We start from the raw sequence: 21,983 nt of genomic DNA, 5'->3' as shown, positions 1-21,983 counted from the left end.
CCACGACTGTCGGGGTGATGTTCCAGGCTGCGCGCCGCAGCCGCCGGGGGTGGCCGGATGCCGGTCGAGCAGCTCGCAGAGACCATCGGTCGTGTCCTGGACCGGATCGCCGCCGCGCGATCAGAACTCGCCCACGCCTCGCAGACCACCGTCGAGGCGCGCGAGATGTACGCCTACGTCATCGAGGGCGCCCACGACCCCGACGCCGCACAGGCACCCGGCGTGGCTGCGGACGCCGTCGAGCAGGTCGAACAGCAACACGGCCGCCTCGCCCACATCGAGCAGACGCTGCGCGGCTACCTCGACCAGCTCGGCGCGCGTCTGCCGGGGTCGGCACCGACGAGCGCACCGACGCCGACACCCGACGCTGCGCCTCCTCCGACATCCGCTCCGAACGCAACACCCGTCGAGCGGGCACGTGCCGCCTTGCCGCCGCCCGTGAAGCCCGGCGCGGGGGACAAGACGCGCGGGTTCTGGTGGACGGCCGACGGTGACGACGACATGACAGAGATCGTCAGTGGCCGCGACGAGAACGCCGACCGGGTCGACGAATGGGTCACCACGCAACGGTTCCCCATGGCGCCGATCGCGCGCGCCGGGGATGTCGAGCTGAAACTCGCCGCTCACATGGTCCGCAACGACATACGGGACGCGTCGGTGACGATCAACAACGTTCCCTGCATCGGCCCGGCGTCGTGTGACACGCTGGTGCCCGTGATGCTGCCGGAAGGTTCACGACTGACCGTCCACGGGACGAAACCCGACGGCACGCCGACCACAACGACCTACGAAGGGGGTCGTGCACCATGGTGGCGCTAGACGCCTGGTACGACCACGACGGGCCGGCACGCGTCACGACGGCCGCCGAACTCGATGCCGTGCTCGACACCGTCGCCGCCATGCCGGGGCCCACTCTCGTGGCGTTCAACGCTGCCGACGACCCGGCGAGTGCTGGTCTGCTGAATATCGGTTTGTGCAGCGAACGAGGGGTCGGCGTGGTGCACCACGCGGGCCGCGGACGCGGGTACTTCTCGCTCGGGGAGGCATCGAACGCCGACACGGTGCTCTACTACTACATGGGTAGCGACACCGAGTTCCCGCCACAGTCCGAGATCCCGATCGCCGATGTACGCCGCGCAGCGCACGAATACCTCGTGACCGGCGCGCGGCCGACGTCGTCGATCCGGTCACAGCTCGACGACCGATCGACCGTCTAGTCTTCGCGCCGTATGTCGGCGAGCCGCATGTACTTGATCAGCTGCTCCGCCTCGGTCCGGACATCGCGACGGCCGCCGTGTCCGCAGAGGGCAGCAGCCTGCTGTCGGCCTATTGACGGACGGCGGGCATCGATGCGGCGTGGTGGCCGGTGATCACCCCAATGTGAGCGCTATCCCGGTGGCCTGGTCCTCGGTGAAGGCGATCGTGCCGCGATGGGACACCTCGACCTGGTACGGACCATGTCCGGTGGGCACGTCCGCCACGTCGAAGTCGAACAGGCACGAGTAGGCGTCGCCGTCCTGGCGGCCGGCGCCGAGCTGACCGGCCGCGAGCACCGTTCCGGTGTTGCCGGTGATGGTGACTTGTGCGCCGGGGCCGATGTCGTCGTAGCCCTCGTGTCCCATGCAGTCGCCGACCTCGGTGTACTCGGTGACACCGTCGGTCAGTGCGATGGTGCCGCTCACCGTCATCGTGGTCTCGCGCAGGCTGAAGTACAGGGTTGCGGCGACGCCGAGCACGAGGACGCTGCTCGCAGCGGCGACCCATACCCAGCGGCGCTTCGTTCGTGGCTGTTCGGCAGTCATGGCCGTGCATTCGCACCGAAGCGGCCTGCCGTTTCATGCAGCGCGGAGTCGTGGCCGACGTGTGACACGACAATCTGTTGTGGCGACTCCGCTGCCACGGTCGATGAGCAGCTCGGTCGGGCGGACTCGACGTCCCGGCCTGCTCCCGGCGGGCACTGCGGTACGGGGGAGCGGGTCGAGGCACGACTCCGCAGCAGGTCCCTGGCGTTGCTTCCGCTGTACGCCATGCACCTCCACGGGCAGGAGCAGATCGCGTGAGCGAAGCTCATGCGGGTTCTCGGTCACGGGTGACCGGGCGGGAAGTTCGACACACCCTCGGCACGGCGAGCCGCTCACGCTCTCTCAACAGCCGCATACAGCAATGCGACCCCTCGCCGACGTTATCGCTGGTGAGGGGCCACATTCGTGCTGGTCCAGATGGGCGCCCCCGGCAGGATTCGAACCTGCGACACCCGCTTTAGGAGAGCGGTGCTCTATCCCCTGAGCTACGAGGGCATGGGCGCGTGGCCCGGACACAGCCTAACGGTACCCGGGTGAATGTTGGTAAGTGGACCATACGGAAGCAAACGATCACTTACTCTGGGCCCACTACCGACAGGTAGCTACCCCTGTCTCCGACGGCGAAGACCTTGTCCATCCCGTTCCCCCTCCGGGAGGCAACCGTTGATCACAGTCATGTTGGCCGACGACGAGGAGCTCGTGCGCCAAGGCCTGCGCGCGATGCTGTCCGCCGCACCCGACATCGAGGTCGTCGGCGAAGCGGCCGACGGCAGATCGGCCGTCGAAACGGCCCGGCGACTGCGCCCCCAGGTCGCCCTGCTGGACATCAAGATGCGCCAGCCCGACGACGGCATCCGCGCACTGCGCGCGATGCAGGGCCTGCCCGAAGCTCCCCGGATGGCCATGCTGACGACGTTCGACGTCGACGAGTACGTGAGCCTGGCGCTGCGGTTCGGCGCCAACGGCTTCCTGCTCAAGGACATCGAGCCCAGCGTGCTCGTGCGCGCGGTGCGGGACCTCGCCCGCGGCGGCGCCGTGCTGGACCCCAGCGTGGCGGCGCGGATGGTCGACGCCCAGCGGGACGAGGCCCGCGCGGCGGCACCGGCCCGGCGGCTGCTGGCGTCACTGTCGGAACGCGAACGCGAGGTCGTGTGCCTCATCGGGCAGGGCATGTCGAACGCCGAGATCGGCGGCAAACTGCACCTGTCCGAAGCCACCGTCAAGGGATACGTCTCCGCGGTGCTGTCGAAGATCGGCGCGGCCAACCGGGTACAGGCGGCCCTGCTCGCCTACCGCGGCGGGCTCGTGGACTGACACGACCGGGTGTCGGCCCGCCGTACGTGACCGGGCCGACACCCGGGTGGGCGCAGCCTTTCAGCCGCGTCTCAGACATGCGCGACACACTGGACCCCATGCGCATACTCGTTGTCGACGACGACCGGGCCGTGCGGGAGTCGCTCCGGCGTTCCCTGGAGTTCAACGGCTACCAGGTCGACGTGGCGAGCGACGGCGCCCAGGCATTGGAGAAGGTGGACAGCGACCGGCCCGACGCGATGGTGCTCGACGTCATGATGCCCCGGCTGGACGGCCTCGAGGTCGCCCGCAGACTGCGCGGCACCGGTGACGACCTGCCCATCCTCGTCCTCACCGCGCGGGACGCCGTGTCCGACCGCGTGTCCGGCCTCGACGCGGGTGCCGACGACTACCTGCCCAAGCCGTTCGCCCTCGAGGAACTGCTCGCCCGGCTGCGGGCACTGCTGCGGCGTGCGGCGGCCGAGGCCGACCCGCAGGGTGCCGGCGCGCTGGTGTTCGGGGACCTGACCCTCGACCCCGACACCCGCGAGGTGTGTCGCGGCGACCGGGAGATCAGCCTCACCCGCACCGAGTTCACGCTGCTCGAGCTGTTCATGACGTACCCGAAACACGTGCTGACCCGCACGCGCATCCTCGAAGAGGTCTGGGGCTTCGACTTCCCCACGTCGGGCAACGCGCTCGAGGTGTACGTCGGATACCTGCGTCGCAAGACCGAGGCCGACGGCGAACCACGGCTGATCCACACCGTCCGCGGCGTCGGATACGTGTTGCGGGAGACCCCGCCGTGACCGAACCCGACCGGTCCGGCGTCACGACGTCCGGTGCCGAACCGGCGCACGATTCGGCACCGCATCGGACGCCGAAACGCATCTCGCTGCGCACCCGCGTCATGCTGCTGGCCACGCTGTGCGTCGGCGGCACCGTCGCCCTGGTGTCGCTGGTGACGTACCTGACGGTGCGCGACAACGTCTACGAGCAGTTCGACACCTCGTTGAGCCAGCGAGCGGAGGCCGCGGCGCAGAGCGTGCCCGTGGCCTCGCAGTTCCAGAACCTGCCCGCGGCGCTGTTCGCCAGTGGCGACATCCAGATCGGCCTGCTCGAGGCCGACGACACGCTCGTCGTACCGCGCGGCGCGGCGAAACCGCCGACCGGCAGGCCGGAACTGGCCGTCGCCCGCGGGGATGCCGAGTGGTCGCTGCGCACCGACAAGGCAACCGGGATACGCGTCGTCTCGGTCCCCTCGGGCCACGGGCAGGCGCTCGTGCTCGGGCAGTCGCTGGCACAGACCGAACGCACCCTCGGCGACCTCGCCCTCGTGCTGATGCTGTTCGGTGGGATCGGCGTCGTCGTCGCGGCAGGCGCGGCGACGGCCGTCGCGCGGACGGCGTTGCGCCCCGTCGAACGGCTGACGTCGGCGACCGAGCGGGTTGCCGACACCATGGACCTGCGCCCGATCCCCGTCACCGGCGACGACGAACTCTCCCGCATGACGCAGAGCTTCAACACGATGCTGGGTGCGGTCGCCGAGTCGCAGGCACAACAGAGCAGGCTCGTGGCCGACGCGGGCCACGAACTGCGCACCCCGCTGACGTCGCTGCGCACGAACCTCGAACTGCTGCTGTCTGCGGGCCGCAGCGGAGCGCCGCCACTGGACGAGACCATGCGCACCGAGATCGAAGCCGATATCCGCGGTCAACTCGACGAACTGACCCAGCTCATCGGCGACCTCGTGGAACTGGCGCGCGACAGCGGGCCGCAGGAGATGGTCGAGCGGGTCGACCTGGTGGAGGTCGTCGAACGGGCCCTCGACCGCGCACGCAGGCGGGCGGGCGACACGGAGTTCGACGTCCGCCTGCAGCCGTGGGAGCTCACCGGCGACCCGGGTGTGCTCGAGCGTGCCGTGCTGAACCTGCTGGACAACGCCGTGAAATTCTCGCCCACGGGCGAGACCGTGCACGTGGGACTCCGGCCGCTCGGCGACGGCACCGCCGTGGTGGAGGTCGCCGACCGCGGGCCCGGCATCTCCCCCGAGGACCTGCCCCGCGTGTTCGACCGGTTCTACCGTTCCGCCGAGGCCCGGACGTTGCCCGGTTCCGGGCTGGGGCTTGCGATCGTGCGCCAAGCCGCGCAGCGTCACGGGGGCGGCGCGTTCGCCTCCGCGCGGGAGGGCGGCGGCACGGTCATGACGATCCGGCTGCCGGGCGTCGCCGCCGACCGACCGGAGTAGCCGCGCGAGCTCCGCCGATGCCGGCCCGCCCGCCCCGCGCCGCCGGCTTTCGTCGATCCCGAACCACCCGGCTGTTGAATGCTGTAGGATTTTGTTCAGTTGGGTTCGGTTTGTGGGCGTCGGCGGTGTCCGGCGCCGGACGGTGGGAGACGGTGTGCTGGCGCGGCAGCGACAAGCGATCATCCTCGAGGAGGCGCGGCGAACCGGTGCGGTCCGCGTGAGCGACCTCGTCGAACGGCTCGGCGTGTCCGACATGACCGTGCGCCGTGACCTCGACGTGCTGGCGGGCCGCGGCCTCGTGGAGAAGGTGTACGGCGGGGCCACGACGATCGGCGACCGCAGCACCGACGAGCCCGGCTTCGAAGCCAAGTCCGTGCAGCAGCAGGACCACAAGGAGGCCATCGCGGCGCGCGCGGCCGAACTCGTACACCCCGGCAGCGCCATCGGCCTGTCCGCGGGCACGACCACCTGGACGTTCGCCCGCGCGCTCGCCGGCATCGCCGACCTGACCGTCGTCACCAACTCCGTGCGGATCGCCGACGTGCTGCACGAATCCCCGCAGCCGGGCCGCACGGTGATCCTCACCGGGGGCGTGCGGACGCCGTCCGACGCGCTCGTCGGACCGGTCGCGGTGCAGAGCATCCGCAACCTCCACCTCGACATGGTGTTCCTCGGCGTGCACGGCATGGCCGACGGGCCCGGATTCACCACGCCGAACCTCACCGAGGGAGAGACCGACCGCGCGCTGATGGAATCCGCGCGCAAGCTCGTCGTGCTGGCCGACCACACGAAGTGGGGCACGGTCGGCATCTCCACGATCGCCGACCTGGCCGACGCGAGCGTCGTCGTCAGTGACGCCGACCTGCCCGACGACGCGCGGGCGACCCTGTCCGAACACGTCGGCGAACTCGTCATCGCCGATGTCTCGACGAGCCCGGAGGCAGGCGAATGAGCGTGCTGCGGAAGACGTCGCGCCGGCTCGCCGACGGCCGGGAGATCGTCTACTTCGACGACACCCCGGACGCTCCGGAGCGCACCGCCGACGACACGCGTGACCTCCCGGAGGTGACGGCGGCGTCCGAGATCCGCCGCGACCCGTTGACGGGCGAATGGGTGGCGATGGCCGCGCACCGGCAGACCCGCACCTACAAGCCGCCGGCCGACCTGTGCCCGCTGTGCCCCAGCTCGCCCGGGACGCCCAGCGAGGTTCCGGAGAGCGACTACGACGTGGTCGTGTTCGAGAACCGCTTCCCGTCGTTCGCCGAGCGGGTCGACGGCACGGGCGAGACGACCGTCGACGGGGCCGGGATCGTCCCCTCCGCCCCGGGCACCGGCCGGTGCGAGGTCGTGTGCTTCACCAGCGATCACGCCGGGTCGTTCGGCGAGCTGAGCCGCGAGCGCGTGCGGACGGTCGTCGACGTGTGGGCCGACCGCACCGCGGCGTTGTCCCGGCTCGACGGCGTCCGCCAGGTCTTCCCGTTCGAGAACCGCGGCGAGGAGATCGGGGTGACGCTGTCGCACCCGCACGGCCAGATCTACGGCTACCCGTTCGTCACGCCGCGCACCGAGCGCATGCTGGCGACGGCTGAGGAGTACCGCGAGCACCACGGCCGCCACGTCCTCGGTGACGTGCTCGCGGCCGAACGCGACTCGGGCGAACGGGTCGTGGCCGAAGGCGAGCACTGGACGGCTTTCGTGCCGCCCGCGGCCCGGTGGCCCGTGCAGGTGCAGGTCGTGCCGCACCGCCAGGTGTCGGACCTGACCGAGCTGACCGGCGCCGAGCGGGACGACTTCGCCCGCGTCTATCTGCAGGTCCTCGGCCGGTGCGACGGGCTGTACGGCAAGCCGCTGCCGTACGTCGCGGGGTGGTACCAGGCGCCGCGGGACACCGACCCGGAGCTGTCGTGGCTGCACCTGGAGCTGCTGTCGGTGTTGCGCTCGGCCGACAAGCTCAAATACCTCGCAGGCTCGGAATCCGGCATGGCCGTGTGGATCAACGACGCGACCCCGGAGCAGATCGCCCGGCGCCTCCGCGAGGCCGGTGGGACCGGCGAGGCCGGCGGTGTCGCAGGCACCGGTGCGGCGACGGGCTGAGTCGGAACTCCGGGAAGCCACGGCGGGTCCACAGCCTGATTTCAGCGCGCTCTCAGGCGCATGACCCATGATGGGGGCATGAGCGAGAACGACCCCACCTTCTCGGAAGGCAGCGACTCGGACGACACCGTCACTCCGTCGTCGGGCTTCCCGGCGCAGGGCGGTCCCGCGCAGTCCCAGGGTGCGGCGTCCCAGGGTGCGCAGTCCCAGGCGCCACAGTCCCAGGTGCCACCGCCCCAGGGCGCGGCCGGTGCGACTTCCAGTCCGTGGTCGGCGGAGGGGGCGGGGCAGGCCGACGCCGCTTCGCAGGAGCGGCAGGCCGCGCAGCAGCCGCACCCCGGGCAGGCGTACGGGCAGCCAGGGCAGGCGTACGGGCAGGAGGTCCGGCACTCGCAGGGTGAGCACGCCGCGTCCGCCGGATACGCCGGTGGTTCGCCGCACGCGCAGGCCTCGCACGAACAGCAGGCCGGGCAGACCGGCGGATACGGGAATCCGTACGCGCCGCCCGGTGCGCAGCCGTATCCCGGCGGCCCGGACACGGGCGACGCAGGGGGTGTGCAGGGCCACGGCGTGCCCGGCATGGCGCCGGTGCAGGCGGGCGGCGGCAAGCCCGGCCGGGGCGGCGGCAGGACGAAGCTCGTCGTGGGGGTCGCCGTACTGGCGCTCCTGGTGGGTGGCGGTGCCGGCACCCTCGGCGGTTACCTCGCGGCCGACGGAGCCTCGGGCTCGTCGGTCAGCTCGCTCGACCAGGCGCGGCCCGCGAAGCAGACCGGCAACGCGCCGGACGGGTCGGCCTCCGCGGTGGCTCAGAAGGTCAGCCCCAGCGTCGTGCAGCTCAAAACGGTGAGCTCGCAGGGCGCGGGCGAGGGCTCCGGCTTCATCATCAGTGACGACGGCTACGTGCTGACCAACAACCACGTGATCGCGGGCGCCGCCGAGGGCGGTCAGATCCAGGTGGTCTTCAACGACGGGCAGACCACGTCGGCGAAGGTCGTGGGCCGGGACCCGACGACCGACATCGCGGTCGTCAAGGCCGAGAACGTGAGCAACCTCCCGGCCGTCGAACTGGGCCGGTCGGACGACCTGCGGGTCGGACAGCAGGTGGTCGCCATCGGCTCGCCGTACGAGCTCGCGGGCACGGTGACGTCGGGCATCGTCAGTTCGCTGCACCGGCCCGTGTCGGCGGGCAGTCAGGGCGACCAGGCGACGGTCATGGACGCGATCCAGACCGACGCCGCGATCAACCCCGGCAACTCGGGCGGGCCGTTGGTGGACATGAAGGGCCGCATCATCGGGATCAACTCGGCGATCTACAGCCCGTCGTCGGGTGCGTCGCAGGAGAGCGGCAACGTCGGCATCGGCTTCGCCATCCCGATCGACCAGGCGCGGCGTACCGCGGACGACATCATGCAGGACGGGCACGCCACGCAGACGTTCATCGGTGCGATGGTGCGGGACGCCAGGCAGGGCGGCGCCCAGATCGCCGAGGTGCAGCCCGACAGTCCCGCGGAGAAGGCGGGGCTGAAGGGCGGCGACGTGGTCGTGAAGATCGGCGAGCGGCGCGTCGACGACTCCGACACACTGGTCGCCGCGGTCCGCACCCGCGCACCCGGACAGAAGGTCACGCTCACGCTCCAAGGTGGGCGGACGGTCGACGTGACACTGGGCGGCCAACCGGTCGGTACGAACTGACCTCCCGATCGCTCGGCCGCGGCGCGCGGCCGAGACCAACAGCCGCAGGCCGCGGCGCACTGCGTCGCGGCCTGCGACCGTCGCACGCGCGGCACACGCGCAGGCCGACGGACGGACCACTACGGTAGGGATCATGGAACGGAGTGCACAGCGGCTCGGCCGCGCGCTGGTGGTCGTGGTCGACGACCGCACCGCCCAAGGGGAGACCGACGACTCGATCGGCCCGCTCGTCACGGAACTGCTCGAGGAGGCGGGCTTCATCGTCGACGGTTCGGTGGTCGTCCGCGCCGACATCGTCGAGATCCGCAACGCGCTCAACACCGCCGTGATCGGTGGTGTGGACCTCGTGCTCACCGTCGGCGGCACCGGCGTGGCACCGCGCGACGTGACGCCCGACGCGACGTCGGGTGTCCTCGACCGTCCGGTGCCGGGCATCGCCGAGGCGTTGCGTTCCTCCGGGCTGGCGGCGGGTGCCGTCGACGCGGGCGTCTCGCGCGGCCTCGTCGGGCTGTCCGGCAGCACGCTGGTGGTCAACCTGGCCGGATCGAGGCCCGCGGTGCGCGACGGCATGGCGACGTTGTCGACGCTGCTGCCGTACGTCATCGGCGAACTGTCCGGCCTCAGCGGGGACTGAGCGGGACCCGTCCGCCATGACCGATCCGTCCTCGCCGGACCCCGCCGAGTCGGCGGAACGCACCGGACAGCCGGAACGCACCGAGCCGCCGGAGGCGCCGTCGCGGTCGGAGGCGTCCCGGCGGGCGGCGCGCACGCGGATCGCGGAGGTGTTCGGCGAGGTGCTGCCGGAGACGACCTCCGACGAGCGGGACCCGCAACGAGGCCCCGCCACGTCCGAGGACTGGTACCTGGAGAACCGGCCGCCGCATCACGACCGGTGACTCCGCGAATCAGCTGCGCGGGTCGCCCTGCCGGTCCCTGAGCAGGTCGCGGATCTCGGTGAGCAGCTCCGTGTCGGTCGGTGGCATGTCCTCGGCCTCCTGACCGCGCCTGCGGCGTTCCTGCAGCTTCTGGAACGGCACGACGACCAGGAAGTAGACGACGGCGGCCACGATGACGAAGTTGATCGCCGCGTTGATCACGGTGCCGAAGTCGAGGAACGTGCTGGGGTTCTCCTCCAGGATCCGCACGCCGAGCCCCTGGGCACCTTCGCTGCCGCCCATCGCGTTGATCAGCGGTTGGATCAGACTCTCGGTGAACGCCGTGACGATCGCGGTGAACGCCGTACCGATCACGACGGCGACCGCGAGTTCGACGATGTTGCCGCGCATCAGGAATTCCTTGAAGCCCTTCAGCACGTCGCGCTCCCTTCCACATTGGACATCCCTTGGCTAGCGGAGCGTAACCGTGACGGGCCGGTCGGCGGCGGAAGCGGCGAGTCGGGCCGCGGGTTCCGGCCGGGCGGCGACGAGCACGAGGGGTCCTTCGTCGGACGAGCCCGGTACGGAATCGCCCGAGGCGTCCGGCGCGAGGACCGACAGGACCGGAACCTCGCTGGCCAGGACACGTTTCGCGGGCGTGGCGGCGGTGTCGGGGCCTGCGGCGACGATGTCCACCCGTGAGCCGGAACGCAGGAGCGGAGCGACGTCCGGATCATCCAGTCTGACCGGAACGGTCACGGTTCCCGCAGGTGTGGGAGCGCGATCCAGTAGGCGTGCATCCGTGACAGGTTCACCCTCGCGAGCGACGCCCACCAGGTGTTGTCCGGTGATGTCGTCCGGTTTTCGCAGCGCACCGGACGGCCGGAGTCGTGCCGGGACGTCGGCGACCCGGACATCGCCCGGTCGCAGCGTGCTGCCGAGCGCGAGATCGCGGGCGAACACGAGGGTCGGCCGGGTGTCGTCGTCGCCCGCGGTGGCAGGACGGGCGGCGATCAGCGCCGCGACCAGCAGGAGCGCGACGGCGAGGACCCGTCGCAGCACGGGCACGGGCCGCGCGCGCACCGCGGTCGTCAGCTGCGCGACCTGGCGCGCGAAGGGAATGGTCACGGATGCCTCCTCGTCGGATCGGTCCGGACGACGCCGGTCTCGGTTCGATCGACGCTAGGGAGGTGCGCAGGTGGTGCGGAAGACCCCGACGGCCTGCCTGTGGATAACCGGGTCGTTGTGGACAACTGCACCGCTCCGGTCATCGGGACCCGGTCTCACCGTCCCGAGGGCGCTGAAGCAGGCCGCACTCGACGCCCCGGGGTGCCCATGGAGGCACACCCCGTTGCTCGGGGCGTTGTCAGGACACGAACAAGCCCCCGGGTGCGGAGTGCGCATGCCCGGGGGCTCGGAGGGGTGCCGCCGCCTGCAGGTGCGAGCCCTGCGGGGAGCCGGTTCGCGGGACGGGCCCGCGCGTGCTCAGGAGGCGGCGGACGTCGACGCGGAGGTCGACGACGAGCTCGTCGACGAACCGGTGGAGGACGTCGACGACGAGGAGTCGCTGGACGAACCGGACGAGCTGGACGACGAGCTCGAGTCGGAACCCCCGCCGGAGCTCGAGTCCGAGCTCGTCGACCCCGATTCGCCCGACGACGCCGCGGGCGCCTGCGAGCCGCCCGAGCTGCCGTTGCCGGAGCGCGAATCGTTCCGGTAGAAGCCGCTGCCCTTGAAGATCACGCCGACGGCCCCGTACAGCTTGCGCAGCATGCCCTGGCACTCGGGGCATTCGGTGAGGCTGTCGTCGGAGAACGACTGGACCACCTCGAACTGATGGTCACACTGTTTGCAGGCGTATTGATAGGTCGGCACAGGTGCTCCTTCAGGCGTTGGCACTCGACTCCTCAGAGTGCTAACGAGATTGTGCTCCACCGCATTCCGGCATGGCAATCAGGCCCAGGTCACACCACGATCACCGGGGCTCGTGGTTCGGCTGCCCAGTGGCCGGGCTCACTGCTCCAGCGGCAGGGTGACCAGGCCGTTCCCGGGTGTGAGCACGCCGTTCATGCGCACGTCGTGGGGTTCGGCGGGCAGCCGGTCGACCAGCTCGTCGTCGCGCACCACGGCCACCAGTCGGGCTTCGGCACCCGCGAACACCAGCGACCGGTCGTAGAAGCCGGCGCCCCTGCCGAGTCGTGCGCCCTGCCGGTCGACGCCCAGTGCGGGGACGAGCACCACCGCCGCGTCGCCGATCGCCGCCGCACCGAGTCGGGGACCACCCGGTTCGAGGATGCCGCGGTATCGCCCCGGCACCAGGCTCGCCGTGCCCGTGTACTCCGCCCACTCCAGCGGGCCGGGCTCGTCGGGCACGATCGGCAACAGCACCCGCGCACCGGTGTTGCGGACCACATCGAGCAGGCCGATCGACCCCGGTTCGGACCCGAACGGCACGTAACCGCAGACGGTCGGCGACCGCAGCCCGTCGAGCAGCCCGGGGATCGCCGCCGCGAGCGCGTTGGCCTCGGCGACCTGCTGTTGGGCCGACACGGCGGAACGGGCACCGCTGATCGCGCGGCGCCACTCCCGCTTGCCTGCGTCTCCGGTCACGTGCTCCGGCTGGGGCGTGTTCACGGCCTTCCTTTCCAGGGCTGACCCGGGGTCGGTGGGTACGTCGGGCCGGCGAGCGTGGGCGAAATGCGACGCGAACGTGGTCTTGTGCGCATTTCGTCGGTTGCCGACTGTCGCTGTCAGCCTGTCATTGTCGGCTTGAATCGCACGTTCAGGCTAGGCTTCACGCCCATGACCGGTCCCATTACTACGAACACCTTCCGTACGGCCATCGTCCCGGCTGCGGGCCTCGGGACCAGATTCCTGCCGGCCACCAAGGCGGTGCCGAAGGAACTGCTGCCCGTGGTGGACACTCCGGGTATCGAGCTGGTCGCGGGCGAGGCGGCCGAAGCCGGGGCGCGGCGCATGGTCGTGGTGACGTCTCCGGACAAGCAGGCCGTCGTCGACTACTTCCAGTCCCGCCCCGACCTCGAGGAAGCCCTCGAGAAGAAGGGCAAGGACGCGCTGCTCGAGAAGGTGCGCAGGGCTCCGGGACTGATCGACGTCGACGTGGCGATCCAGGAGGAGGCCCTCGGTCTCGGGCACGCGGTGGCGCAGGCAGGACCGGTGCTGACCGACGAGGACGACGCGGTGGCCGTGCTCCTGCCGGACGACCTGGTGCTGCCGACGGGCGTGCTGTCGAAGATGGCCGAGGTGCGCTCCCGATTCGGCGGCAGCGTGCTGTGCGCGTTCGACATCCCGAAGGAACGGATCTCCCCGTACGGCGTGTTCGACGTCAGTGACACCGACGACGGCGACGTCAAGCAGGTGCACGGCATGGTCGAGAAGCCGGCTCCGGAGGACGCGCCGTCGACGTACGCCGCGGCGGGCCGGTACCTGCTCGACCGCGCGATCTTCGACGCCCTCGACCGGATCGGCCCCGGCAGCGGCGGCGAGCTGCAGCTCACCGACGCCGTGGCGCTGCTGATCGACGAGGGACACCCGGTGCACGTCGTCGTGCACCGCGGCGGCAGGCACGACCTCGGCAACCCGGGCGGGTTCCTGCGTGCGGCCGTCGACTTCGCACTGGCCGACGAGGAGTACGGCCCCGCCCTGCGTGACTGGCTGAAGCAGCGAATCGAGAACGTCGACTGATGAGCGAACTCGAGCCGACCACCACGGTGACCGCCGTTCCGGATCTGCCCGCCGAGGACTTCCGGCCGGTCGCCGAGCAGCTGAACCGTGCCCTCTCGGCGGCGGTGCGTCCCAACCCGGTGCGGGTGGCGATCTCCGAGTCGCAGGGGCTGCCGTGTGCCGAGGAGGTCGTCGCCGAGCAGGCGTTGCCCGGGTTCGACCAGTCGGCGGTGGACGGCTATGCGGTGCGCAGTGTCGACGTGCGCACCGCGGGCGAGGAGCCGGTGCAGCTGCCGGTGGTCGGCGAGATCCAGGCAGGGTCGCGGCAGCCCCGGCGGCTGCAGCCGGGCCAGGCGGTGCGGGTCGCCACGGGTGCGCCGCTGCCGACGCTGGCGGACGCGGTCGTGCCCACGGCCTTCACCGACGGCCACCAGGCGAACGTCACCGTGCAGCGGGCCGTGCCGTCGGCGGGCTACGTGCGCAGGACGGGCGAGGACGTGCAGATCGGTGACGTCGCGGTGCGCGCGGGCGACACGATCGGTTCGGCGCAGGTGGGGCTGCTCGCGGCCGTCGGCCGGTCGAAGGTGCTGGTCTACCCGCGGCCCAGGGTGTCGATCATCTCGGTGGGTGACGAGCTCGTCGACGTCGACCGCACCCCGTCGGTGGGGCAGGTCTACGACGTCAACTCCTACGCGTTGGCCGCCGCCGCGCGCGATGCGGGCGCCGAGGTCAGCCGCGTGGGGATCGTCCCGCTCGACCCGAAACGCCTGCGCGAGACGGTCGAGGGCAGGCTGCTCATGTCCGAGGTGGTCGTCGTCGCGGGTGGCGCAGGCGGGACGACGGGCAACGAGGTGTACGCGGCCCTGTCGGACCTGGGTGACCTGGACGTGCGCCGCATCGCCATGCACCCCGGCTCGGTGCAGGGCTTCGGCAGGCTCGGCCCCGACTCGGTGCCGACGTTCCTGCTGCCCGCGAATCCGATGAGCGCCCTCGTGGTCTTCGAGGTCATGATCCGCCCGCTGATCCGCGCGGCCCGCGGCACGAAGAACCCGCACCGCCGTGCCGTCGACGCGCGGTTGCTGTCGCCGGTGGTCTCGACGGGGGGCCGGAAGGGGTTCCTGCGGGGGCAGCTGCTGCGCGACGAGACCAACGGCGAGTACCTGGTGCAGCCGCTCGGCACGTCGGGTGCGCACCTGCTCGCCTCGCTCGCCGAGGCGAACTGCCTGATCAACGTCGACGAGGAACTCACCGAACTGCCCGCGGGCGAGCAGGTCAAGGTGACCTTCCTGGCCCAGCGGGCCTGAACGGGGAGCGGAACGGGCGATGTCGGAGCGCGAGCCGCTCGGCGAATCGCAGCATCCCGGCTGGCCCGCCCGCCCGTTGCCGCTGATCGTCGACGGCGCCGAGGTGCGGTTGCGGCCCGTGCGCTGGCGCGACGCGAGTGCCTGGAGCAGGCTGCGGCTGCGCGACCGCAACTACCTGGAACGCTGGGAGCCCACAGGCACCGGCACGTGGGAGGAACGCAACTCCGGCTGGGCGTGGCCTCCGCAGTGCACGCAGCTGCGGGCGCTGGCCCGTCGCGGCCAGTGTCTGCCGCTGGCGATCGAGGTCGACGGCGACTTCGCGGGGCAGATCACCGTGGGCAACATCGTCCGTGCGGCGCTGCGCTCGGCCTGGGTCGGCTACTGGGTCACGTCGGACCTCGCAGACCGGGGCATCGCCACCGCGGCGGTCGCGATGATGACGGACCACGCGTTCGGGCCGGGACGGCTGCACCGGCTGGAGGCCACCGTGCGTCCGGAGAATGCCGCGAGCGTTCGGGTCCTCACGAAGGTGGGGTTCCGGAAAGAGGGCCTGTTCGAACGCTATCTCAACGTGACGGGTGAATGGCGCGACCACATCGTCTACGCCATCACCGCGGAGGAAACCGGCAACGGCCTGGTGGAACGCCTCGTAGCCGCAGGTCGCGCGGCACACGTCCATTCGAGTTAATTCCTCGCGCTTCCGCTACCTGATCCAGTGACAGGAATCAAAGATGGCTCCGGCGCGTCTCCGGGTCTTCTGTTACTCGTGTGGCTAACGTGGTGATTTGTCAGCGTGGAGACAAAGCGCTCTGCGGACAAGGGGAGTGGGGCGGCCCGAGGGCTGCGCGGCAACGCGGACGACCGACAGGTCGGGGAGGTGACGGGAGATGCCAAGCTCGTTGATCATTATCGGGCTCGCCGCTGCGTGGCTTGTCGTTCTCGTTCCCATGGTGGCGCGGAAGCGTCAGGAGGTCACACAGACCAGCGATGCGGCGCTGGCCGGCCGGATCGTGCGGAGCGGTACGCGCAACAACGGGCGAAGGGAGTTCGCCATGACCCGGAACGCCGGCGGTCGTGACGACCGTGACGACGAGTTCGACGAGGCCGTCGACTACGACGACCACGACAGCGGCCACGACACCGAGGACGACGCCGCCGACGACTACGACGTCGACCACGACTACGACGACCCCGACGACGAGCCCGCCGAGCCGCGCAAGCGCTGGTTCGGACGCCGAGCCGCCGCCGGCTCCACCGACTCCCGGGGCGCCGATTCCGACTACGACGTCGACGACGCCGGTGACCTCCCCGAGGAGGAACCAGCCCCGAGGCGGTACCGGCCCGGCCGCGGCGGATTCGACCCCGAGGCCGCCGAGATGAACGCGCGCGCCAAGTACGCGTACCGCCAGCGGGTCGTGCTGTTCCTGCTCATCGCGGCCGTCGCCAGCGCGGTCGTCGCCGCTGCCGTGCTGCCGATGGTGTGGTGGCTGCACGGCGCCGTCGACGTGGCCCTCGTCGGGTACCTCGCCTACCTGCGGCGCCAGGTGCGCATCGAGGAGGAGATCCGCGAACGCCGCATGGCCCGCTACGCCGGCGCCTCCCGGCGGCGCGCCCCCGAACCCGAATGGGACGCCGAGGACGACAGGGACCCTCGTGACGCCCGTGACGTGCGCGACGTGCGTGCCGCGCGCGACACCGCCGAACCGCGTCGCGGGCGTCCCGACGACCGTCCTGAACCCCGCCGCGACCGCGACCGGCAAGGCCCCGAACTCGTCGACGTCGAACGCCGCCGTGCCCCGCGACCCCCGCGGAACGCCGTCGTCGTCGACCTCGACGACGAGGACCCCGCCTTCCACGAGCTCGGCGACCCGGGCGAACTGCCCTACCGGCGGGCCGCAGGCGAATAGGGACCCCCTCGCTCGATGGGCATGGCACGGGTTGCTATGCTCATCGAGCACTCATCAAGAGGGCAACAACTTCACAACCCGGGGCTGTAGCGCAGTTGGTAGCGCGTCTCGTTCGCATCGAGAAGGTCAGGGGTTCGATTCCCCTCAGCTCCACGCATGGATGGCGAGTGCTCGCGGAGAGCACTCGCCATTTTGCGTTCCGCCATAGTTTTGCGGGGCCGAGCCCCGCAGACCCCACGGTGCGAGCTTCTCCTGCCCCAGCGTCGCTGCGTTGATCTTGGACCAGCCCAGTGTGAGCTCGTGTGATCCGGTGCGGTTGCGTGGACCGGCGCAGAGGTCGCGATCAGCGGTTTTCCACCCCCACCGCCGTGTCGGCCGGCTGACAGTGCGGCAGGGCGCGGCAACCGATCGATCGACCAGGCCGAAAACGGAACCCGCCCGGGCCAGGGCCGTGGTCGGTCCGGCCCGGGCGGATGCCCGGCAGCTGCGGCCGTCAGAGCCGGATCGTGACGGCGTGCTTGGTGTGTTCGGCCTCGACGCGGCGGCCGTTGACGCGGACCTCGGCGAACTCGCCGGTCACGTGCCGCGCTCGTAGCACTGTGTGGTGGCCGCCGAGGCGCTGCTCGGGGGCGGTGACGTCGAGCGCGGCGCCGCGGCCGATCCGGGCCGCCCCGTCGACCTCGACGGTCGTGCCCAGCGTCGCGCCGAGGGACACACCCGGCGCCACGTAGAGGTCACCGCTGCCCAGCGCCGATCGCGACGCCGCCACCAACGTGCCGCCCTCGACGCGCGTGCCGCCGCGATACGAGTTGGCACCGCGCAGCACCAGCGTGCCGCTGCCCGCCTTGGTCAGGCCGCCCCGACCACCGATGTCGTTGCGCCACGTGTCGCGTGCGTGGAACCCGCGCTGTGCCGAGTCCATGACGACCCGCATCGGACGGACGAGTTCGCCGAAACCGTCCGCCGCGGTGAACAGATCGAGCCGTCCCCACTGCTCGGGCCCGTCGAGCAGTGGGTAGCCCGCCGGAAGTGCGGTGGACTCCAGTACCGCGCGCCGGTCCCGGCCGGACAGATAAGGGAACCGGGTTTCCAGCAGCGACTCGCTGCCCTCGGGGGCACGCATGGAACTGTCGTCGTGGCGGTCGACCGGGGAGAGGTAGGTCATCCGCGGCATGGTCCGCCGCCGGTTCTCCTCGCGGTCGCCGTACGGATCGTCACCGGTGTGCGCCGCTTCGTAGAGGTCGTCGTTGCCGGTGACGGTCGTGAAGTAGTCCACAGCCCGCTCCCGCGCGGCAGCCTTGATCTCGGCGTTCACCGGGTCGGCGAGGATCGCCGCCGCCAACGCGGTCGCCAGGACACGCCCGCCCACCACGCTGATCGGCGAGTGCATGCCCGCGACGATGCGGGTGTGCCCCAGGTCAGCCGCGGCCACCATGAGCTCCTGGTACCGCTCGGGCAGCGCGTAGGCGTAGGCGAACGCCGCCAGCCAGCCCGCGTTCGTGTGGCCGCTGGGGAAACCGCCGTCGCCGGACGGGTCGTCGCCGCGCTGACGCAGCAGCTGCGGGGCGACCACGACCTTCGAGTCGTAGACGGGGAAACCGAACTCGTCGACCCGCCCGGTGTCGACCACCTCGTTGCGGTCGTTGAGCCGCCACGGGCGCGGATAGTTGAACGAGTACTTGGACGGGTTGCTCGACGAGTGCGGCCCGCGGACCGTATTGACCAGCAGCGCCACCGGTCCGAGCTCCGAGCTTTCCGAGCCCGCGCCCAGGGCCGAACCGACCGGGGCGTCGTCGGGCAGCGTGTCGGAGATCTTCCCGGGCGGGGTGCCGTCCGGGGCGTCGACGATCGAGGTGACGGCCTGCGCCCCCTCGCGGTATGCCTCGGCCAACGGGCCCAGGCCCCGGATCATCGAGTAGCTCTTGTGGCGGCGGTCGTCGATGAACGACTGCTTGGCCTCGTCCACGGTGCGCCGGCGGGTGGTCCGCTCGGTGTAGCGGATGTTCTCGCGCAGCACCTTCGGCGCGAGGGCCGTGCCGTTGTCCCACTCCGTGCCCGTTCGCCAGAGCTCGCTCATGCCCGACAGGGCACGGACCGCGGCGTTGGACTCGGGGGTGAGGTTGTCGGTGTTGTTGGTCCGGTAGGCATCGACGAACGGGGTGAACCGCTCCGCGGACGCCACGCCGGTGGGCGAGATCGCCAGGACGGCGGGCGCGGCGGCGGCGAGGGCGGTGCCGCGCAGGAAGGTGCGGCGGCCGAAAGGATCACTGGACATGTCGGGCACACTCACCCTTGTCGTCGTCGGTGAGGTGAACGGAGCGTGGCTTCACCGGGAAGCCGAGTCCACGGTGTCGCGACCGGCCAGGGCGACGCTTCACCACCGGCGAGGCGCACAGCGCCGAGATGCACAGCGTCGAGGGCGGTGGCCGGACGACGATGTCCACGGCGCGAAGGTCCGGGAGCGTGCGTCCGTCCGATGTGTACCTTCCGTTCGTCCATCCGGAGGAGGTTGCGCGAACTCCGGCGAGAAGGTCGCTCTACAGCCAGCACAGCCGGGCGAAGCGAAGGGCGGCGTGGATGCGGAACCGTGCGTGCCCTGCCGGATCCTCCCCGAGGATCCGGCAGGCTTGGCGAAGGCGGTAATACAGCGTCGTGCGGTGCACGTTCATGGCTGCAGCGGTCGCCGAGACATCACCCTGCCGTTCGAGGACGAGCTGTTGAGGTAGGCCGCCTGGGGCACGCGGGCGGCGGCCGACCCAGAACTCGTTCACAGGCCGGCCGCCGCCGCATGTCACCGCCCGAGGCGGGTCACAACGAGATGCCGAGCATCCATCCACCCAGGGTGTAGACGGCCACCGTGACGAGCACGACGCCGATCACGTTCAACCAGACGCCGCCCTTGACCATCTGGCCGATGGTGACGTGCCCGGAACCGAACACGATCGCGTTCGGCGGCGTGGCGACCGGCAGCATGAAGGCGCACGTCGCGGCGAGCGCCGCCGGCACGACCAGCAGCATCACGTCCATGCCCAGGCCGACTGCCACCGCGCCGAGGATCGGCACGAAGATGCTGGACATCGCCGTGTTGCTCGTCAGCTCCGTCATGAACAGCACGATCACCACCGCGGCGGCGACGAACAGGATCGTCGGCAGCACGTCGAGGTTCGCGACCTGATCACCGAGCCAGGTCGCGAAGCCGGTGTCCTCGAACTGTTTCGACAGCGCCAACCCACCGCCGAACAGCAGCAGGATGCCCCACGGCAGCTGCTTGGCCGTGTCCCAGTCCATCGTGCGCACCCCGCGCCGCACGGGCAGGACGAACAGCAACACCGACGCGATCATCGCGATCACGCTGTCGTCGGCGTACTCGAGCCAGGTGAACGCGGCGCTGCCCATGATCTCCTCGTCCGCGAGCAGCGGCAGGATGATCCACGCCGCGGCCGCGCCGACGAACACGGCGAGGGCGTTCTTCTCGCCGCGCGACATCGGGCCGAGCTCCTCCAGCTGCTCGCGAATGAGGTCCCGGCCCCCGGGCAGTTCGCTGAGCTTCGGCCGGAAGACGACCTTTGCGAGGATCAGCCACGCGAGGAAGAGGAACACGACGGCGAGCGGCAGGCCGAACAGCATCCACTGGCCGAACCCGATGGAGATGCCCTGCTCGCTGAGATAACCGACCAGCACGGCGTTCGGCGGTGTGCCGATGATCGTGCTCAGCGAGCCGATCGACGCGGCGTAGGCGATGCCGAGCATCAACGCCGTGGCGAAGTTCGTGTCGCCCTTGCCGTTGCCCAACTGCAGCACCAGGCCGAGGACGGACACACCCACGGGCAGCATCATCACCGCGGTCGCGGTGTTGCTGACCCACATGCTCATGAACGCCGTGGCGATCATGAACCCGGCGATGAGCCGCACCGGGCTGGTCCCCACCAGCAGCACCGTGCGCAACGCGAACCTCTTGTGCAGGTCCCAGCGCTGCATGGCGAGCCCGATGATGAACCCGCCCATGAACAGGAAGATGATGTCGTTGGCGTACGGCGCGGTGACGTCGTCGACCTCGGCCACGCCGAACAACGGGAACAGCACCAGCGGCAACAGCGCCGTCGCCGCGAGCGGGATCGCCTCCGTGACCCACCAGGTGGCCATCACGACGGCGATCGCGGCGGCCGCCTTGCCGTCCGCCGACAACGAGTTCGGCAGCAGGACGTACACCAGCGCCGCGAGCACCGGGCCGAGTGCCAACCCGATCCACCGCCGCGTGTTGCCGCCTACCGCCTCCGCGTCACCGCCCGCGGATCCCGACTCACTGGCAGTTTGTGACATCGAACACCTCCCGAATCGGACGGCAATCTACCGTGATCGGCAACCGTTGTGTCCAGTCCGTTGCCCGTGCGTTTCGGGGCGGTGGCCTCGGGAGGCGCTGGACGACTTCCGGGTCCGTTGCGGCCCCGCGGGTACCGACGCGCGGACGCAACGGACTGTCCCCTTCGGTCGTCGTTTCCGTCGTCGACAGGTTCTTGGTCCGGGCGCAATTCGGCTGATTGGAATACCCCCGGGGGTTTGTTACGTTGGAAGCAACGAGAAAGGAGATGGGTGCGGATGGAGATGAAACCGGAGATGGTGGGCGATGCCCTGACCCGCCTGCGTCGGGCGCGAGGGCAGTTGAGTGGTGTGATCGAGGCGATCGAGGAGGGGCGCGACTGCGCCGAGGTGTTGACGCAGTTGGCGGCCGTCTCTCGTGCCCTGGACCGTGCCGGGTTCAAGATCGTCGCCAGTGGTATGCGGCATTGTCAGCAGGCGCACGACGATGGCGACGAACCGCCGATGACCGAGCAGGAGTTGGAGCGCCTGTTCCTGGCGCTCGCCTGAGCGGGCCTCTCGGGAGGGTGTGAATCGGGGCCGACTGCCTTGAACATACCCCCGGGGGTTTATGGGGAGACTTTGTCCGAGTGAGTGAACGCGGGAGGCGGCGCCGTCGTTGCGGACCGATCGTCGGTCGGGCGCAGTCCCGGACCGGCAGGGGACGGGTGCGGCCCGCACGCGCGGCCACGTCGTCCGCGGGGCGTCGGAGTTCGATCGAAACAGCA

23 protein-coding genes, 2 tRNA genes and 1 pseudogene are annotated in these 21,983 nt (G+C 70.7%); 17 read left to right on the top strand and 9 right to left on the bottom strand.

What is annotated here, in order from left to right; all coding sequences use genetic code 11:
- Positions 1-57 precede the first annotated feature (57 nt).
- Together LY13_RS21350 and LY13_RS21345 are read left to right on the top strand one after the other, a co-directional pair.
- A complete protein-coding gene (locus LY13_RS21350; protein ID WP_253830388.1) occupies positions 58-819 on the top strand; it encodes a DddA-like double-stranded DNA deaminase toxin in 762 nt (253 codons plus the stop codon).
- Entirely contained in the window at positions 807-1,217 is a 411-nt protein-coding gene (locus LY13_RS21345; protein WP_253830387.1) for an Imm1 family immunity protein, read from the top strand. Before LY13_RS21350 ends, LY13_RS21345 begins: the two co-directional genes overlap by 13 nt.
- Before the next feature lie 153 nt (positions 1,218-1,370).
- Here LY13_RS21345 and LY13_RS21340 read toward each other — a convergent pair whose 3' ends face one another.
- Positions 1,371-1,802 (bottom strand): hypothetical protein, encoded by a 432-nt coding sequence (locus tag LY13_RS21340; RefSeq protein ID WP_253830386.1) that lies wholly within the window; start codon positions 1,800-1,802, stop codon positions 1,371-1,373.
- Between the two features lie 422 nt (positions 1,803-2,224).
- Positions 2,225-2,297, bottom strand: a tRNA-Arg gene (locus LY13_RS21335).
- Positions 2,298-2,465: 168 nt separating this feature from the next.
- On the opposite strand from LY13_RS21335, the gene LY13_RS21330 reads away from it, so the two are divergent.
- From LY13_RS21330 to LY13_RS21295, 8 genes are all read left to right on the top strand, one after another.
- Positions 2,466-3,116 carry a response regulator gene (locus LY13_RS21330; protein ID WP_253830385.1) on the top strand — a complete coding sequence of 217 codons (651 nt, stop codon included), beginning with the start codon at positions 2,466-2,468 and terminating at the stop codon, positions 3,114-3,116.
- 98 nt (positions 3,117-3,214) lie between these two features.
- Complete coding sequence (locus tag LY13_RS21325; RefSeq protein ID WP_253830384.1) at positions 3,215-3,904, top strand: response regulator transcription factor; 690 nt, start codon at positions 3,215-3,217, stop codon at positions 3,902-3,904.
- A gap of 101 nt (positions 3,905-4,005) precedes the next feature.
- A complete protein-coding gene (locus tag LY13_RS21320; RefSeq protein ID WP_253830412.1) occupies positions 4,006-5,343 on the top strand; it encodes a HAMP domain-containing sensor histidine kinase in 1,338 nt (445 codons plus the stop codon).
- A gap of 154 nt (positions 5,344-5,497) precedes the next feature.
- Positions 5,498-6,295 (top strand): DeoR/GlpR family DNA-binding transcription regulator, encoded by a 798-nt coding sequence (locus tag LY13_RS21315; RefSeq protein ID WP_253830383.1) that lies wholly within the window; start codon positions 5,498-5,500, stop codon positions 6,293-6,295.
- The gene (galT, locus tag LY13_RS21310) at positions 6,292-7,437 is read left to right on the top strand and encodes a galactose-1-phosphate uridylyltransferase (protein WP_372493871.1); all 1,146 of its coding nucleotides are present in this window, start codon (positions 6,292-6,294) and stop codon (positions 7,435-7,437) included. The genes LY13_RS21315 and galT overlap by 4 nt, the downstream gene beginning before the upstream one ends.
- Positions 7,438-7,515: 78 nt before the next feature.
- Positions 7,516-9,129 (top strand): S1C family serine protease, encoded by a 1,614-nt coding sequence (locus LY13_RS21305; protein ID WP_253830382.1) that lies wholly within the window; start codon positions 7,516-7,518, stop codon positions 9,127-9,129.
- Positions 9,130-9,262: 133 nt separating this feature from the next.
- The gene (locus LY13_RS21300; protein ID WP_183649701.1) at positions 9,263-9,763 is read left to right on the top strand and encodes a MogA/MoaB family molybdenum cofactor biosynthesis protein; all 501 of its coding nucleotides are present in this window, start codon (positions 9,263-9,265) and stop codon (positions 9,761-9,763) included.
- A gap of 16 nt (positions 9,764-9,779) precedes the next feature.
- Positions 9,780-10,025 (top strand): hypothetical protein, encoded by a 246-nt coding sequence (locus LY13_RS21295; protein WP_253830416.1) that lies wholly within the window; start codon positions 9,780-9,782, stop codon positions 10,023-10,025.
- Between the two features lie 9 nt (positions 10,026-10,034).
- On the opposite strand, the gene mscL is transcribed toward LY13_RS21295, so the two are convergent.
- The gene (mscL, locus tag LY13_RS21290; protein WP_253830381.1) at positions 10,035-10,442 is read right to left on the bottom strand and encodes a large-conductance mechanosensitive channel protein MscL; all 408 of its coding nucleotides are present in this window, start codon (positions 10,440-10,442) and stop codon (positions 10,035-10,037) included.
- A 33-nt stretch (positions 10,443-10,475) separates the two neighbouring features.
- Positions 10,476-11,132 carry an SAF domain-containing protein gene (locus LY13_RS21285; protein WP_253830380.1) on the bottom strand — a complete coding sequence of 219 codons (657 nt, stop codon included), beginning with the start codon at positions 11,130-11,132 and terminating at the stop codon, positions 10,476-10,478.
- Between the two features lie 274 nt (positions 11,133-11,406).
- Here LY13_RS21285 and LY13_RS26055 point away from each other — a divergent pair, with 274 nt between their 5' ends.
- Positions 11,407-11,724: a hypothetical protein gene (locus tag LY13_RS26055; RefSeq protein WP_308216380.1), complete on the top strand. Its 318-nt coding sequence runs from the start codon at positions 11,407-11,409 to the stop codon at positions 11,722-11,724.
- 14 nt (positions 11,725-11,738) lie between these two features.
- Here the strand turns inward: LY13_RS26055 and LY13_RS26050 are convergent.
- Positions 11,739-11,879 (bottom strand): annotated as a pseudogene (locus tag LY13_RS26050) (FmdB family zinc ribbon protein); the annotation flags it as partial.
- Positions 11,880-12,017: 138 nt separating this feature from the next.
- Positions 12,018-12,638 carry a 5-formyltetrahydrofolate cyclo-ligase gene (locus LY13_RS21275; protein WP_253830378.1) on the bottom strand — a complete coding sequence of 207 codons (621 nt, stop codon included), beginning with the start codon at positions 12,636-12,638 and terminating at the stop codon, positions 12,018-12,020.
- A gap of 168 nt (positions 12,639-12,806) precedes the next feature.
- Here LY13_RS21275 and LY13_RS21270 point away from each other — a divergent pair, with 168 nt between their 5' ends.
- From LY13_RS21270 to LY13_RS21250, 5 genes are all read left to right on the top strand, one after another.
- Positions 12,807-13,709, top strand: a complete 903-nt coding sequence (locus LY13_RS21270; RefSeq protein ID WP_253830377.1) for a UTP--glucose-1-phosphate uridylyltransferase — start codon at positions 12,807-12,809, stop codon at positions 13,707-13,709.
- Complete coding sequence (glp, locus tag LY13_RS21265) at positions 13,709-14,992, top strand: molybdotransferase-like divisome protein Glp (protein WP_253830376.1); 1,284 nt, start codon at positions 13,709-13,711, stop codon at positions 14,990-14,992. Before LY13_RS21270 ends, glp begins: the two co-directional genes overlap by 1 nt.
- Before the next feature lie 19 nt (positions 14,993-15,011).
- Positions 15,012-15,680: a GNAT family N-acetyltransferase gene (locus LY13_RS21260; protein WP_253830375.1), complete on the top strand. Its 669-nt coding sequence runs from the start codon at positions 15,012-15,014 to the stop codon at positions 15,678-15,680.
- 199 nt (positions 15,681-15,879) lie between these two features.
- Complete coding sequence (gene sepX / locus LY13_RS21255; protein ID WP_253830374.1) at positions 15,880-16,899, top strand: divisome protein SepX/GlpR; 1,020 nt, start codon at positions 15,880-15,882, stop codon at positions 16,897-16,899.
- A gap of 80 nt (positions 16,900-16,979) precedes the next feature.
- Positions 16,980-17,052, top strand: a tRNA-Ala gene (locus LY13_RS21250).
- A gap of 340 nt (positions 17,053-17,392) precedes the next feature.
- Here LY13_RS21250 and LY13_RS25765 read toward each other — a convergent pair.
- From LY13_RS25765 to LY13_RS21235, 3 genes are all read right to left on the bottom strand, one after another.
- A complete protein-coding gene (locus LY13_RS25765) occupies positions 17,393-19,174 on the bottom strand; it encodes a phosphatase PAP2 family protein (RefSeq protein ID WP_301299456.1) in 1,782 nt (593 codons plus the stop codon).
- Between the two features lie 262 nt (positions 19,175-19,436).
- On the bottom strand, positions 19,437-19,670 hold the full coding sequence (locus LY13_RS26215) for a helix-turn-helix domain-containing protein (protein ID WP_372493870.1): 234 nt from the start codon (positions 19,668-19,670) through the stop codon (positions 19,437-19,439).
- Between the two features lie 37 nt (positions 19,671-19,707).
- Positions 19,708-21,219 (bottom strand): SLC13 family permease, encoded by a 1,512-nt coding sequence (locus tag LY13_RS21235; protein WP_253830373.1) that lies wholly within the window; start codon positions 21,217-21,219, stop codon positions 19,708-19,710.
- Between the two features lie 276 nt (positions 21,220-21,495).
- Between LY13_RS21235 and LY13_RS21230 the strand changes: the two genes are divergently transcribed.
- The gene (locus tag LY13_RS21230) at positions 21,496-21,765 is read left to right on the top strand and encodes a metal-sensitive transcriptional regulator (RefSeq protein ID WP_253830372.1); all 270 of its coding nucleotides are present in this window, start codon (positions 21,496-21,498) and stop codon (positions 21,763-21,765) included.
- Positions 21,766-21,983: the final 218 nt, after the last annotated feature.

It is taken from the genome of Prauserella aidingensis (assembly GCF_024171865.1).
In the GTDB taxonomy this organism is placed as follows: Bacteria; Actinomycetota; Actinomycetes; order Mycobacteriales; family Pseudonocardiaceae; genus Prauserella; species Prauserella aidingensis.
This window is presented reverse-complemented; position numbering and strand designations above follow the sequence as displayed.

Coding starts and splice junctions, on each gene's coding strand:
- LY13_RS21350 (WP_253830388.1), top strand. CDS start 58: ATGCCGGTCGAGCAGCTCGCAGAGACCATCGGTCGTGTCCTGGACCGG.
- LY13_RS21345 (WP_253830387.1), top strand. CDS start 807: ATGGTGGCGCTAGACGCCTGGTACGACCACGACGGGCCGGCACGCGTC.
- LY13_RS21340 (WP_253830386.1), bottom strand. CDS start 1,802: ATGACTGCCGAACAGCCACGAACGAAGCGCCGCTGGGTATGGGTCGCC.
- LY13_RS21325 (WP_253830384.1), top strand. CDS start 3,215: ATGCGCATACTCGTTGTCGACGACGACCGGGCCGTGCGGGAGTCGCTC.
- LY13_RS21320 (WP_253830412.1), top strand. CDS start 4,006: ATGCTGCTGGCCACGCTGTGCGTCGGCGGCACCGTCGCCCTGGTGTCG.
- galT (WP_372493871.1), top strand. CDS start 6,292: ATGAGCGTGCTGCGGAAGACGTCGCGCCGGCTCGCCGACGGCCGGGAG.
- LY13_RS21305 (WP_253830382.1), top strand. CDS start 7,516: ATGAGCGAGAACGACCCCACCTTCTCGGAAGGCAGCGACTCGGACGAC.
- LY13_RS21300 (WP_183649701.1), top strand. CDS start 9,263: ATGGAACGGAGTGCACAGCGGCTCGGCCGCGCGCTGGTGGTCGTGGTC.
- LY13_RS21295 (WP_253830416.1), top strand. CDS start 9,780: ATGACCGATCCGTCCTCGCCGGACCCCGCCGAGTCGGCGGAACGCACC.
- LY13_RS26055 (WP_308216380.1), top strand. CDS start 11,407: ATGCCCGGGGGCTCGGAGGGGTGCCGCCGCCTGCAGGTGCGAGCCCTG.
- LY13_RS21270 (WP_253830377.1), top strand. CDS start 12,807: ATGACCGGTCCCATTACTACGAACACCTTCCGTACGGCCATCGTCCCG.
- glp (WP_253830376.1), top strand. CDS start 13,709: ATGAGCGAACTCGAGCCGACCACCACGGTGACCGCCGTTCCGGATCTG.
- LY13_RS21260 (WP_253830375.1), top strand. CDS start 15,012: ATGTCGGAGCGCGAGCCGCTCGGCGAATCGCAGCATCCCGGCTGGCCC.
- sepX (WP_253830374.1), top strand. CDS start 15,880: ATGCCAAGCTCGTTGATCATTATCGGGCTCGCCGCTGCGTGGCTTGTC.
- LY13_RS25765 (WP_301299456.1), bottom strand. CDS start 19,174: ATGTCCAGTGATCCTTTCGGCCGCCGCACCTTCCTGCGCGGCACCGCC.
- LY13_RS21235 (WP_253830373.1), bottom strand. CDS start 21,219: ATGTCACAAACTGCCAGTGAGTCGGGATCCGCGGGCGGTGACGCGGAG.
- LY13_RS21230 (WP_253830372.1), top strand. CDS start 21,496: ATGGAGATGAAACCGGAGATGGTGGGCGATGCCCTGACCCGCCTGCGT.